Raw genomic sequence first — 13,217 nt, forward strand, 5'->3', positions numbered from 1 at the left:
GTACCACCAGTACGAGGGCGGCCCGGCCGCACGGCGATGCACCGCACCAGACGCCGCGGCCTGTCCACGAAGATCGGAGAGACGCCCCCTAGGCCCTCCGGGCCGTTCTCAGGGGCGCGACAGGTGCAGCGCCTTCGGTTCCACCGGCTGGCCGGGGATCGACGCCAGGAACTCCGGCACCGCCTCGGTGGCCTCGGCCGCCACGGTCCGCGGCGACCGCGTGAGCACCACCACGCCGTACGCCGCCACCGCCGCGCCCGCCACGGCGAGCAGGATCCCGCCCGCCCCGCCCTGGAGCCGCTCGCCGAGCAGCGCCACGCCGATGACCGAGGCCGCCACCGGGTTGGCCAGCGTGACCACGGCGAGCGGCGCGCCCAGACCGCCCCGGTAGGCGGTCTGCGAGAGCAGCAGGCCACCGGCGGCGAACGCCGCGACCAGCACGGCGACGATCACCACCTGCGGGCTGAACGGCGGTCCCGAGCGGTCCGTGACGGCGACCGTCAGGGTCTGCGTGAGCGCCGAGGCGACGCCCGAGGCGAAGCCGGAGGCCGTCGCGTGCCGCAGACCGGGCCGGGTGCCCGGACGGGACAGGAGGCCGATGACCGCCATGGTCGACGCGGCCACCGTCAGCGCCTCCGGCACCGTCAGCGTGTCGTCGGGCGCCGGGCCCGACGCGGTCAGGAGCAGCGCCCCCAGTCCGATGAGCGTGAGTCCCGTCCCGCGCCACTCCAGGCGCGTGACCCGGCGGCCCGCGAGCCGCGCGCCGAGCGGCACGGCGGCGACCAGGGTCAGCGCGCCCAGCGGCTGGACCAGGGTGAGCGGCCCGTACTTCAGGGCCGCCACGTGCAGCAGAGCGGCGGCGGCGTTGAGGCCGACCGACGACCACCAGGTGCCGCTGGCCAGCATGGGCAGGACACCGCTCCGGCCCTCGGTGACCCGCGAGGCGAGCCGCTCCTGGGCGACCGCGGCGGCGGCGTACGCGGCGGCGGAGACGAGGGAGAGGGCGACGGCGAGCAGGGTGGCGTTCATCGGCCGGCTCCCGAGTGGATCAGTTCCCGCGCGGGCGCCGAGCGGCGCACGACCAGCGAGCGTCCCGGCTGCGGCAGGCGGATGACGGCGAGCGCGATGCCGAGCAGCGCGGTCGCGGCGAGCGCGTCGAGCCAGTAGTGGTTGGCGGTGCCGACGACCACGAGCAGGGTCAGCAGCGGGTGCAGCAGCCACAGCCAGCGCCACCGCGACGAGGTGGCGGCGATCAGGCCGACGGCGAGCATCAGCGCCCAGCCGAAGTGCAGGGACGGCATGGCCGCGAACTGGTTCGCCATGGTGTCGGTCGCGGGCTTCGCGGCGTACACCGAGGGCCCGTACACCTGCGCGGTGTCCACGAGGTGTGCGGCGTCCAGCATCCGGGGCGGAGCGAGCGGGAAGCCGAGGTGCAGCACGAGCGCCGCCGCGGTCAGCGCGGCGAGCACCCGGCGGGTCCAGACGTAGTGCCGGGGACGGCGCAGGTACAGCCAGACCAGGAACAGCAGGGTCGCCGGGAAGTGCACGGTCGCGTAGTAGGTGTTCGCGACGTGCACCAGGGTGTCGCTGCTGAGCAGGGCGTCCTGCACGGCGCCCTCGCCGGGCAGCCGCAGGGTGCGCTCGGTGTCCCACACGCGGTGCGCGTTGTGGAAGGCCTCGGCGGTGTGGCCGTTGGCGAGCTGCCTGCCGAATTTGTAGACGAGGAAAAGTCCTACGACGAGGAGGAGCTCGCGGACGAGGGGCGGTCGGGCAGAGGTGTCCGGCTTCCGGGCGGCGGTCGCGCCCGGCTCCCGGACTATGTCCGGCTCCCGTTCGGCAGGCTCGGTTCGGGATTCCATCCCCCGGCCCCTTTACGTGACGACTGGGTGGTGCGGTGCTGAGCGGGGAGGCGCCCCACTCATCGATACGCCAGTGTACCGATACGGAAGCGTACCGGTACACTGGCGTATCGAAGGGTGTCGATCGAGCCGTTGTCGACCGCCGTACCGAGGAGAAGAGCCATGACGTCGACGTCGAGCCGCTCGAAGATCACGCCCGAGCGTGAGCAGGAGTTCTACGACGCCGTCCTCGAGCAGCTCCGCGAGTGCGGGTACGACGCCCTGACCATGGAGGGCGTGGCCGCGAGCACCCGGTGCAGCAAGTCCACGCTCTACCGGCAGTGGAAGACCAAGCCCCAGTTCGTGGCCGCCGCGCTGCGCGCCAACCGCTGTGTGCGGTTCGCCGGCATCGACACCGGCACCCTCGCCGGTGACCTGCGCGAGGCGGCGCGGGCCGCGGGCGAGCAGTCGGGGCGGGACACCATGCTGGTCCAGGCGCTCAGCCACGCGGTCCTCCAGGACGAGGACCTGCAGCGCGCGCTGCGCGAGACGCTGGTCGAGCCGGAGCTGCAGGCCGTGGCGGCGATCATCCGCCGCGGCGTCGAGCGCGGCGAGATCCCCGAGGGGCACCCGGCGGTGGAGTTCCTTGCGGTCCAGCTCTTCGGCGTGCTGCGGGCCAGGCCGATCCTGGAGGGCGTCTACGCCGACGAGGAGTACCTGACCCGCTTCGTGGAGACCTGCGTGCTGCCCGCGCTGGGTCTCACCTGATCGTGGGCCCGGGTCTGTTGGATGACGTGACCCGGGCCCGCCCGCGCCGCACCGTGGGGACGGGGGCGGCGCGCACCCCCGGGCCGGACGGGGTTCCTCCTGAGCGGCGAGGAACCCCGCCCGGTCCGTCGCGTCCCGGACGCGCCGGGGCGGCCCACCGCGCCGCGCGGGTCACCCGCGGACGACCGGGTCCGCCGGCCGGGCCCCAGGGACCCTAGACGTCCTGGCCGTTGCCGCCGGGCTCGCCGACCGGACCGGACTTGATGCCCGCGGCGATCCGGTCCATGGACGAGGGCGACGGTGCCTCGTCGTTCACGTCGATGCCCATGCGGACGACGACGATCTTCGACTTGTCGGCGGGGGAGGGGAAGGCGAGCGACTCGACGTAGCCGTCGTCGCTCTTCTCCGTGACGGCCTTCCAGCGGACGTAATAGCCCTTCTGCCCCGCCACGGTGATGGACTTGGAGGCCAGCACCTTGTGCGAGGTGATTTTGCCGTAGGTCTTGCCGCCGTATCCCTCCTTGGCGTTCTTCTTGATGTCCGCCTTGGCGACCGCCTCCGGCGTCTTGGCGTCGATCTTCAGCTGCTCCGCGGACTGGGAGTAGGCGGAGCCGCGGGTGCACTGCTCCTCGGCGTTGCCGGGGCAGGGGATCGGCTCGGTCTGCACCCCGGCGCCGTACCGGGTGCTGCCGCCCTTCCAGCCGTCCGGCACGGGGATCTTGAGGCCGTTCACCAGGTCGTGGGCGAAGCCCGGGTCCTGCTCGGGCGCCTGCGGGCCCTCGGACTTGTCCGGAGTCCGGGGCGCCCGGGGCGAGTCGGGCGTGCCCGGCTCCTTCGGGCCGCCCGCCGACGGCTCCTTGGCCGCGGTGCCGCCGCCGTCCCCGTCGTCGTCGGAGGTCAGGGCGTACACGCCGCCGCCTATCCCGGCGAGCACGACGAGCACCACGCCGGCGGCTATCGCCACGCGCAGCCTGCGGCGCGGGGCGGGTGCCTGTCCGGGGTGGGCGGGGAAGGCGGGCTGCGTCGGATACGCCGCGGTGCCGGCGGCGGCGCGCACCTGGTCCGTCCACACGTTCCCGTCCCACCAGCGTTCGGTGGGAGGACCGCCGGCGGTCTGGCCGGGGTCGGGGTACCAGCCGGGGGGAGTCATCTGGGTCATGCCCGCCAGCGTATGAGCCCCGCGTGAAAGCCGGATGAGAGGGGCCCGCATCGGTGGCCGCGCTACCGGCCCCCGTGGCCATGGCCGTTGACCACCAGCCGCGCAGGCCCCACGCCTGACTCCGGCGGCTCGGGCCACACCGTGCCGCGTCGCCCCGGGGTGATCGACCCCAGCACGCTCGGGTGCCGGGCCCCGGTGCTCGTCGGGACGGTGCCGGGCAGGCCGTGCAGGGTCAGGAAGCCGAGGACCGCGAAGGCGTACGCCTCCTTCGCCGCGGAGGGCAGCCCGAGCTCGTCGGAGGTGCGCACGGGGACACCGCCCAACTCCGCCCGCAGGGCGGCCATCAGCGCGGGATTGCGGGTGCCGCCCCCCGAGGCGATCACTTCGGAGGCCCCCACGGAGCGCACGGCGTCGGCGACCGTACGGGCGGTCAGCCGGGTGAGGGTGGCGACGAGGTCCTCGGTGGGCAGTTTCTCGTGCCCCGCCAGGGCCGCCTGGAGATAGGGCAGATGGAAGAGTTCCTTGCCCGTCGTCTTGGGGGCCGGGAGCGCGTAGTAGGGCTCGGCGAGAAGCCGGGCCAGCAGGCCGTCGTCGACCCGGCCGCGGGCGGCGAGCTCCCCGTCCAGGTCGTAGCCGAGGCGCCCGTCCGTCGCCGCGCGCACCGCGGCGTCCACCAGGGCGTTGGCCGGGCCCGTGTCGAAGGCGGTGCCGTCGGCCGCGGTGATGTTGGCGATGCCGCCGAGGTTCAGCGCGGCGGGCGTGCCGGGGCGCCCGCGCAGCCACATCCGGTCCACCAGGCTCACCAGGGGCGCGCCCTGGCCGCCCGCCGCGATGTCGCGGGGCCGGAAGTCGGCGACCACCGGCAGGCCCGTCGCCTCGGCGATCCAGGCGGGCTGCCCGATCTGCAGGGTGCCGTGCACCTGCCCGTCCGCCACCCAGTGGTAGACGGTCTGCCCGTGCGAGGCGACCAGCTCGGCCTGCCCGTCGCACAGCTCACGGTCCGCCTCGACCGCGGCGGCGGCGAAGGCCCGGCCGATGCGGGTGTCCAGGCGGCAGACCTCGGCGAGCGTGGTCGCGGCGGGTGGCAGCGCGGCCGCGAGGTCCGCGCGCAGGCCCTCGTCGTACCCGCGGCTGATCAGCCCGAGCGGAGACAGCGTCAGTCGATCTCCGTCGAGGGTCAGATCGGCGGCTGCCGCGTCGATCGCGTCGTACGAGGTCCCTGACATGAGCCCGATCACGCGCACGTGGGGCCTCCTTCTCGGTCGGCTCACCAATTGCTTGATCATCGCATCCCGCGGCCCACGGGCGAATCGGGTTGGCGGAAAGCAGCACGGGGTGCGGTCGCCTTACGACGGCACGGTGCCGCACCGCACGCCGGTCCGCCACTCCCGCGCGCCGTCCGGCGCCCGCCGTCCCACGACGGCGGCGCGCGGCCGTAATCCGTCGGTGGCGGGCCGCGAAGGGGCGCCTGTGGCGCCGTCTCGTCCGGTGCGCGCCCGTGAGCCGCGCGTCTCGTGACGCGCACGCGTGGTCAGCCTTGCGACGCGCACGCGGGGTCAGGTGCCTCTCGTCAGGTGCCTCCCGTCAGGCGCCGCGGGTCACTCCCCGGTGGCGAGGGCCCGCCCCCGCCAGACCCCCGGGTCGCCCCATGCGCCGTGCAGCGCCCGCGCCTTGGTGAGCCACAGGGACAGGTCGAACTCCGCGGTGTAGCCGATCGCCCCGTGCAGTTGGAGTGCGGCGCGGGCCGCCCCGTACGCCGCCTCGGCCGCCGTCACCTTGGCCGCGGCGACATCCCCGGGCGCCATGGTCGTCGCGGCGCCGAACACCAGCGGGCGGGCGAACTCCAGACGGATCAGCACGTCCGCCAGGCGGTGCTTGACGGCCTGGAACGACCCGATCGGCGCCCCGAACTGGGTGCGCCGACGGACATACGCGACCGTCCTGTCGAGCAGCGCGAGGCCGACGCCGAGCGACTGGGCGGCCGTGGCGAGCGCCGCCCACCGGGCCGCGTGCCGGGCCGCCGCTGTCACCGCGGGTCCCGCGGCGAGCAACTCCCCGCCGGGCAGCGGCGCGGCGAGACGGCGCGCCGCGTCCAGCGACGTCCGCACGCGCGCGTGTCCGGGCGCCAGCCGCAGCTCGCCGTCCGTGACCGTCAGGATCAGGTCCGCCGCGTCCGCGTCGAGGGCCAGCGGTCCCGCGCCGGGCAGCTCCGCGGGCAGCGTCAGCGTCGCGCTCGCCGTGCCCGAGGCCAGGGAGGGCAGGAACCGTTTGGCCGGTTCCCGCTCCCCGTCCTCGGCGAGGCGGGCGAGGAGCGCCGCCGCGGCCACCGTCTCGACGACCGGTCCCGGCACCGCGTGCCGTCCCCACTCGACCAGGGCGACCGCCGTCTCCACGGGCAGCGGACCCACGCCCTCGAACTCCTCGGGGACCGCCAGCGCGAAGACTCCCGCGTCCGCGAGCCGCCTCCACAGCGCGCGCCCCGGCGCGTGATCGCCTGCGCCCCACGCGCGCGTGGCCGCCGCCGTACCGGCCGCCGTCAGCATCGCGTCCAGGGAACGGGTGAACGCCCGCTGCTCGTCGTCGAGGAGGAACCTCATCAGCGGCGTCCCTTCGGCAGGCCGAGCAGCCGCTCGGCGATGATGTCCCGCTGGATCTCGTTCGTTCCCGCGTAGATGGGCCCGGCGAGCGCGAAGACGTACCCCTCGGCCCAGTCCGGACCGTCCGCCGGGGTCCGGTCGGTCAGCTCGCCGTCCGGGCCGAGCAGATCGAGCGCGGTCTCGTGCAGCGCGATGTCGTACTCCGACCAGAAGACCTTGTTGAGGCTGGACTCGGCGCCGATCGTCTCGCCGGCCAGGAACCGCGAGGCGTTGGCCCAGGTGAACAGCGCGTAGGCCCGCGCGCCGATGACGGCGTCGGCGACCCGGTCGCGCAGGGCCGTGTCGGCCGGGTCGGCCCGCTCCCGCCACTGCCGGGCCAGCCGGTCCGCGGAGGCGAGGAAGCGGCCGGGGGAGCGCAGCGTCAGACCGCGTTCGTTGCCCGTGGTGGACATGGCGATGCGCCAGCCCTGGCCCGGCTCGCCGATGACGTCCTCGTCCGGCACGAACACGTCGTCCAGGAACAGTTCGGCGAAGGCGGGCCTGCCGTCGAGCCGCCCCACCGGGCGGACCGTGACTCCCTCGGCGTCCAGGGGAAACATCAGGTACGTCAGGCCGTGGTGCGGCTTGGCCCTGCCGCTCCCGCCATGTGCGCCGCTCCCTTCGTTTCCGCCGTTCCCGTCACCTGCTCCGCCCTCACCGCTCTCGCCGCCCTCCCCGGACGGTCCGCTGCGGAACAGCCCGAACGCGCGGTCGGCGAACGCGGCCCGCGACGACCACGTCTTCTGCCCGCTGAGCAGCCAACCGCCCTCCGTGCGCCGCGCGGTGGACCGCAGTGACGCCAGGTCGGAACCCGACTCGGGCTCGGACCACGCCTGCGCCCAGACGACCTCACCGGTCGCCATGGGCGGCAGCACCCGCGCGCGCTGCTCCGCGGTGCCGAAGTCGAAGAGGGTGGGCGCGAGGAGGTTGATGCCGTTCTGCGAGACGCGGCCCGGCGCGCCCGCCGCGTAGTACTCCTCCTCGAACACCAGCCACTTGACGAGGTCGACGCCCTGCCCGCCGTACTCCTCGGGCCAGGACACCACCGACCACCGGTCGGCCGCGAGCGTGCGCTCCCACGCGCGGTGGGCGGCGAAGCCCTCCTCGGTCTCCAGCGACGGCAGCGGCGCGGCCGGTACGTGCGCGGCCAGCCAGTCGCGCGCCCGCTGCCTGAACTCCCCTTCCCCGGCGGTGAAGTCGAGGTCCATCGGTGGCCCACCTGCCCTTCCCTAACAAGTGTTTGGTAGATTAGCCTGAAGGGAGTCCGCAGTCGAGAGCCCGCTTGCGGGACTCCATCCAGAACCGGGGGGCCGCCCATGGACGCACCCGCCTATGTGCCCGCGCACGACCTGCTCGCGGGGCGCACCGCCGTGATCACGGCGGCGGCCGGGGCAGGCATCGGCGGTGCCACCGCGCGCCGCTTCCTCGAGGAGGGCGCCCGCATCGTCGTCGGCGACGCCCACGCCCGGCGCACCAAGGAGTCGGTGGCCGCGCTCGCCGAGGAGTTCGGCGCCGACCGGATCGACGGCATCGCCTGCGACGTCACCGACGCGGCGCAGATCGAGGCGCTGTTCGACCTGGCGGAGCGGCGGCACGGCGGACTGGACATCGTCGTGAACAACGCCGGCCTGGGCGGCACCGCCGAGCTCACCGAGATGACCGACGAGCAGTGGGACAAGGTCATCGACGTCACGCTGAACGGCACCTTCCGCTCCACCCGCGCCGCCCTGCGCCGGATGCGTGCCGCGGGGCGCGGCGGCGTGATCGTGAACAACGCCTCGGTGCTCGGCTGGCGCGCCCAGGCCGGCCAGGCGCACTACGCCGCGGCGAAGGCGGGCGTCATGGCCCTCACGCGCTGCGCCGCGCTGGAGGCGGCCCCACACGCTGTCCGGGTCAACGCGGTCTCGCCCAGCCTCGCCATGCACCCCCACCTCGCCAAGGTCACCTCGCCCGAGCTCCTCGACCGGCTCACCGCCCGCGAGGCGTTCGGGCGGTACGCCGAGCCCTGGGAGATAGCCAACGTCATCGTGTTCCTGGCCAGCGGCTACTCCTCGTACATGACCGGGGAGACGGTCTCGGTCAGCAGCCAGCACGCCTAGGCGGAGAATGACCGTGTGTCGAACCCGAAACAGCCCACCAGTGGCCCCGAGCAGCGCACCGGCAAGAAGAAGGCCCAGGTGAGCCCCTCTCCCGAGCGGCGTCGTGAACTCCTCGGCATCGCCGCCGACGTCTTCGCCGAACAGGGGTACAACGCCACCACGGTCCGCAAGATCGCCGACGCCGCGGGCATGCTCGCGGGCAGCCTCTACTACCACTTCGACTCCAAGGAGTCGATGCTCGAGGAGATCCTCCGCACCTTCCTCACCGAGCTCTGGGACGGGTACGACGCCGTGCTCCGCGCCCAGCTCGGCCCCCGCGCGACCCTCGAAGCCCTCGTCACCGAGTCCTTCCGGGAGATCGACCGGCACCGCGCCGCCGTCGCGATCTACCAGAAGGAGTCCCGCCAGCTGGTCGCCCAGGAGCGCTTCCAGTACCTGGCGGACTCGCAGCAGCGCTTCGAGAAGGCCTGGCTCACCACGCTGGAGCGCGGCGTCGCGGAAGGCGTCTTCCGCGACGACCTGGACATCCGGCTCGCCTACCGCTTCGTGCGCGACACCGTCTGGGTCGCCGCGTCCTGGTACCGCCCCGGCGGCGGCCACAGCCCCGAGGAGATCGCCCGCCAGTACCTGTCGATGGTCCTGGACGGCATCTCCGTACGTCCCTGACGGGCGCGTCGTCGCACGCCGCCCCACGACCGAGGAGTACGCAGTCATGGCCGAGGCCTACATCGTCGAAGCGGTCCGCACCCCCGTCGGCAGGCGCAAGGGGGGCCTGTCCCGGGTCCACCCCGCCGACCTGGGCGCGCACGTCCTCAAGGCGCTGGTCGAGCGCACCGGCATCGACCCGGCCGCCGTGGAGGACGTCGTCTTCGGCTGCCTGGACACGGTCGGACCGCAGGCGGGCGACATCGCCCGCACCAGCTGGCTCGCGGCCGGACTGCCCGAAGAGGTGCCCGGCGTCACCATCGACCGGCAGTGTGGCTCGTCGCAGCAGGCCGTGCACTTCGCCGCCCAGGGCGTCCTGTCCGGCACCCAGGACCTCGTCGTCGCGGGCGGCACGCAGAACATGTCGATGATCCCGATCGCCTTCGCGTCCCGGCAGGCCGCCGAACCCCTCGGCCTCACCGAAGGCCCGTACGCGGGCAGCGAGGGCTGGCGGGCGCGCTACGGCGACCGGCCCGTGAACCAGTTCCACGGCGCCCAGTTGATCGCCGAGAAGTGGGGGATATCCCGCCGCGACATGGAGGAGTTCGCGCTCCGCTCGCACCGGCGGGCCGTCCGCGCCATCGACGAGGGGCGCTTCGACCGCGAACTGATCGCTTACGGGGACGTGACCGCGGACGAGGGCCCGCGCCGCGACACGACCCTGGAGAAGATGGCGGGCCTGAAGCCCGTCCTCGACGGCGGCACCATCACCGCCGCCTGCTCCTCCCAGGTGTCGGACGGCGCGGCCGCCCTGCTCCTCGCGAGCGAACGCGCCGTGCGGGAACACGGGTTGACGCCGCGCGCCCGCATCCACCACCTCTCCGTGCGCGGCGAGGACCCCATCCGCATGCTCTCCGCGCCGATCCCGGCCACCGCGTACGCCCTCGAGAAGACCGGCCTGCGCATGGACGACATCGACCTCGTCGAGATCAACGAGGCCTTCGCCCCCGTCGTCCTCGCCTGGCTCAAGGAGACCGGCACGGACCCGGACCGGGTCAACGTCAACGGCGGTGCGATCGCGCTCGGCCACCCCCTCGGCGCGACCGGCGTCAAACTGATGACGACGCTCCTGCACGAACTGGAGCGCACCGGCGGCCGGTTCGGCCTGCAGACCATGTGCGAGGGCGGCGGCCAGGCCAACGTGACCATCGTCGAACGCCTCTGAGCGCCCCGAAGACCCTCAGCGGCCGTCCCCGCCCGCCCACTTCCTCACTCCTTGCGGCAGTACCTGCGCCGACCCCGCACCATCGGGGCCCCGACCCGGCTAGTCTCGACTTCTGTACGTCGAATGAGCGACTCCGGGAGGTAGCGCGATGACGCAGGGACGGCCCGGAGGATCCGCCTGGGCCCCGCTGTGGGAGCGCGACGACGAACTCGCCGCGGCGGCCCTGGCCGTCGAGCAACTCTGCGCGGACTCGACGACCACCGGCGGCCTGATCGCCTTCAGCGGCGAGGCCGGCATCGGGAAGACCGCGCTCCTCGGCGAAGTGCGCCGCATCGCCGCCGGCCGGGCCACGGTCTGGTCCGCACGCGGCGGCGAGACGGTCACCTCCGTCCCCTTCAACGTGGTGCGTCAGCTCCTGCAGCCCGCCCTCGTCCACCTCACCCCCGACGAGGCCCGCGAGTACTTCGGCGACTGTTACGACATCGCAGGGCCCGCGCTCGGCATAGCCGAGCCCGGCGGGCGCCAGGCCGACCCGCAAGCGGTCTGTGACGGTCTCGTCGAGGCCGTCTCCCGGCTCGCCCGGCTGTACTGGCCGCTCGTCCTGCTCATCGACGACGCCCACTGGGCCGACCAGGAAACCCTGCACTGGCTGGCGGCCTTCGCCCAGCGCCTGGACGAACTGCCCGTCCTCGTCGTGGTCGCCCGCAGGCCCGGCGAGGCCGCCGGGGACAGCGCCCGCCACCTGACCGCGATCACCGACCGGGCCCGCTCCTTCACCACCCTGCGCGCCCTCACCCCGGACGCCGCCGCGGGCCTGACCCGCGCCACGCTCGGCGAGCACGCCGACGCCCCGTTCTGCCGCGAGGTCTGGGCCGTCACCGGCGGCAATCCGTACGAATCCGTCGAGCTCCTCGCCAAGGTGCAGGACAGCGACCTCGAACCGGTGGAGAACTCCGCCGACGGACTGCGCGCCCTCAACCGCACGGCCCGCGGCCGCGGCCTCGTCGCCCGCCTCGAAGGACTCGGCACCGACGCCACCCGCTTCGCCTGGGCCGCCGCCATCCTCGGCAGCGCGATCTCCCTCGACCTGGCCGCCACCCTCGCCGGGATGACACCCGAGACCGCCGAGCGCTGCGCGGAACGCCTGTGCACGGCGCGCATCCTGCTCAGCGGCGACGAAGGCCTCGAATTCGTCCACCCCCTGATCGCCAGCACGGTCTACCGCTCCATCCCGTCGGCCACCCGCACCGCCTTCCACGGTCAGGCCGCCTCCGTCGTCACCAACTCCGGCCTCGGCGCCGCTGCCGCCTCCCGGCACCTGCTCGAAGTCCACCCGGACGACGATCCCGAACTGGTCGAGCAACTGCGCCAGGCCGCCGCCGAACACCTCGCCGTCGGCGCGCCCGACGCGGCCCGCCGGTGCCTGGAGCGCGCCCTGCGGGAACCGCCGCTGCCCGAGATCCACGCGCGCGTGCTCTACGAACTGGGCTGCGCCACCCTGCTCACCTCACCCGTTACCACCATCGGGCACCTGCGCGAAGCCCTCTCCATGCGCGGCCTCGCCCAGGAACTGCGCGTCGACGCGGTCTGCCGCCTCTCGCAGGCGCTCGTCCACAACGACCAGCTCGAAGAGGGCCTGCGGGCCATCGCCGAAGAGGCGTCCCGGCTCGAACCCGGGCCCGACCGGCTGCGGCTGCAGGCCGTGCACTACATGTGGGAGGGCATCCACGCGGGCGAGGAGGACTCGCCGGGACGGTCGCGGCGGCTCGCCGATCTTGCCGGTCCGCTCACCGGCCGCGACAACTCCGAGCGCGCCCTGCTGATCCTGCGCGCCTTCGACGCCATGACGCGCGGCGAGAGCGCCGAACTGGTCGTCGAGCTCTGCGACCGCGCGCTGGTCAACGGGCGGCTCGCGCCGGGACTCGGCTGGACCGACACGGAGTGGAGCTTCGAACTCCGCCTGATGCTCGGCGGGTCGTACGCCTTCTCGGACCGGCTGGACCGCGCGGAAAGCCTGTTCACCGAGGCCGTACGCGCCTACGAGACGGCGGGCTGGAGCGGCGGACACCTCGCGCTCTCGCACGCCTTCCTCGGTTACGTGTACCGCAGGCGGGGCCGGCTGACCGATGCCGAGCGTTCGCTGCGGGAGAGCCTGCGCCTGGCCGACCGGGTGGGCCAGGGCCTGCCGATGCACTGGGAGGCGGCCAGCATGCTCATCGACACGCTGCTGGCCCGCGGCCACGTCGCGGAGGCGGGCGCCGTCGCCGACCAGTACGGTTTCGCGCCGCCCTCGGCCTCCACGATCTACGTCCCGGACGCGCCGTCGGTGCGCGGCAGGCTCCTGCTCGCCCTCGGCCGCACCGAGGAGGGGCTCGCCGAACTGGAGGCCACCGCGAAGGCGCTGACCGCACGCGGTCAGTACAACACCGTCCTCGCGCCGTGGGCCTACGACCTCGCCCGCGCGCTGGTCCACGAGGATCCCGCGCGGGCCGCGCACCTGGTCGCGGACGCCCGCAGGCAGGCCGAGCGGTTCGGCACGGACACCGCGATCGGCGAGGCCCTGCGGTGCGCGGCGGCCCTGGAGACCGGACCGCGCTCGGCCGCGCTGTACCGCCAGGCGGCCACGTACCTGGAGGCGTCGCCCTGCGCGTACGAACACGCGGTCGCCCGCGTCGAGTACGGCATCGCAGCCGACTCCGCGGCGGACCTGGAACGCGGCCTGACGCTGGCCCGCACCTGCGGCGCGGACGGCCTCGCCGACCGTGCCCTCGACCACCTCTCCCTCGTCCGCCGCTGACGCCCGGCGCGTGTGGGGAGGGCGCGGCCGGCGCACCCGTGCCGGACACC

The 13,217-nt window shown here is 74.1% G+C and carries 11 protein-coding genes; 5 read left to right on the plus strand and 6 right to left on the minus strand.

What is annotated here, in order from left to right; all coding sequences use genetic code 11:
* Positions 1-108: 108 nt before the first annotated feature.
* Complete coding sequence (locus ACFYXE_RS06810) at positions 109-1,029, minus strand: DMT family transporter (RefSeq protein WP_389309646.1); 921 nt, start codon at positions 1,027-1,029, stop codon at positions 109-111.
* Positions 1,026-1,859, minus strand: a complete 834-nt coding sequence (locus tag ACFYXE_RS06815; RefSeq protein WP_389309649.1) for a phosphatase PAP2 family protein — start codon at positions 1,857-1,859, stop codon at positions 1,026-1,028. The genes ACFYXE_RS06810 and ACFYXE_RS06815 overlap by 4 nt, the downstream gene beginning before the upstream one ends.
* 162 nt (positions 1,860-2,021) lie before the next feature.
* Here ACFYXE_RS06815 and ACFYXE_RS06820 point away from each other — a divergent pair, with 162 nt between their 5' ends.
* Positions 2,022-2,606, plus strand: coding sequence for a TetR/AcrR family transcriptional regulator (locus ACFYXE_RS06820; RefSeq protein WP_389309652.1), 585 nt, complete (start codon positions 2,022-2,024; stop codon positions 2,604-2,606).
* A gap of 214 nt (positions 2,607-2,820) precedes the next feature.
* Here ACFYXE_RS06820 and ACFYXE_RS06825 read toward each other — a convergent pair whose 3' ends face one another.
* The 4 genes from ACFYXE_RS06825 to ACFYXE_RS06840 form a co-directional block, all read right to left on the minus strand.
* Positions 2,821-3,765 (minus strand): DUF2510 domain-containing protein, encoded by a 945-nt coding sequence (locus ACFYXE_RS06825; protein ID WP_389309655.1) that lies wholly within the window; start codon positions 3,763-3,765, stop codon positions 2,821-2,823.
* A gap of 62 nt (positions 3,766-3,827) precedes the next feature.
* Positions 3,828-5,009 (minus strand): anhydro-N-acetylmuramic acid kinase, encoded by a 1,182-nt coding sequence (locus tag ACFYXE_RS06830; RefSeq protein ID WP_389309658.1) that lies wholly within the window; start codon positions 5,007-5,009, stop codon positions 3,828-3,830.
* Between the two features lie 354 nt (positions 5,010-5,363).
* Complete coding sequence (locus ACFYXE_RS06835) at positions 5,364-6,362, minus strand: acyl-CoA dehydrogenase family protein (protein WP_389309661.1); 999 nt, start codon at positions 6,360-6,362, stop codon at positions 5,364-5,366.
* Positions 6,362-7,609, minus strand: a complete 1,248-nt coding sequence (locus ACFYXE_RS06840) for an acyl-CoA dehydrogenase family protein (protein WP_389309664.1) — start codon at positions 7,607-7,609, stop codon at positions 6,362-6,364. Before ACFYXE_RS06840 ends, ACFYXE_RS06835 begins: the two co-directional genes overlap by 1 nt.
* 108 nt (positions 7,610-7,717) lie before the next feature.
* Here ACFYXE_RS06840 and ACFYXE_RS06845 point away from each other — a divergent pair, with 108 nt between their 5' ends.
* The 4 genes from ACFYXE_RS06845 (at position 7,718) to ACFYXE_RS06860 (ending at position 13,167) form a co-directional block, all read left to right on the plus strand.
* The gene (locus tag ACFYXE_RS06845; protein ID WP_361166927.1) at positions 7,718-8,500 is read left to right on the plus strand and encodes an SDR family oxidoreductase; all 783 of its coding nucleotides are present in this window, start codon (positions 7,718-7,720) and stop codon (positions 8,498-8,500) included.
* Positions 8,501-8,515: 15 nt separating this feature from the next.
* A complete protein-coding gene (locus ACFYXE_RS06850; RefSeq protein ID WP_389309667.1) occupies positions 8,516-9,166 on the plus strand; it encodes a TetR/AcrR family transcriptional regulator in 651 nt (216 codons plus the stop codon).
* A gap of 46 nt (positions 9,167-9,212) precedes the next feature.
* A complete protein-coding gene (locus ACFYXE_RS06855; RefSeq protein ID WP_389309670.1) occupies positions 9,213-10,370 on the plus strand; it encodes an acetyl-CoA C-acetyltransferase in 1,158 nt (385 codons plus the stop codon).
* Positions 10,371-10,518: 148 nt separating this feature from the next.
* Entirely contained in the window at positions 10,519-13,167 is a 2,649-nt protein-coding gene (locus ACFYXE_RS06860) for an ATP-binding protein (protein ID WP_389309672.1), read from the plus strand.
* Positions 13,168-13,217: the final 50 nt, after the last annotated feature.

It is taken from the genome of Streptomyces sp. NPDC002564 (assembly GCF_042889645.1).
Taxonomy (GTDB): domain Bacteria; phylum Actinomycetota; class Actinomycetes; order Streptomycetales; family Streptomycetaceae; genus Streptomyces.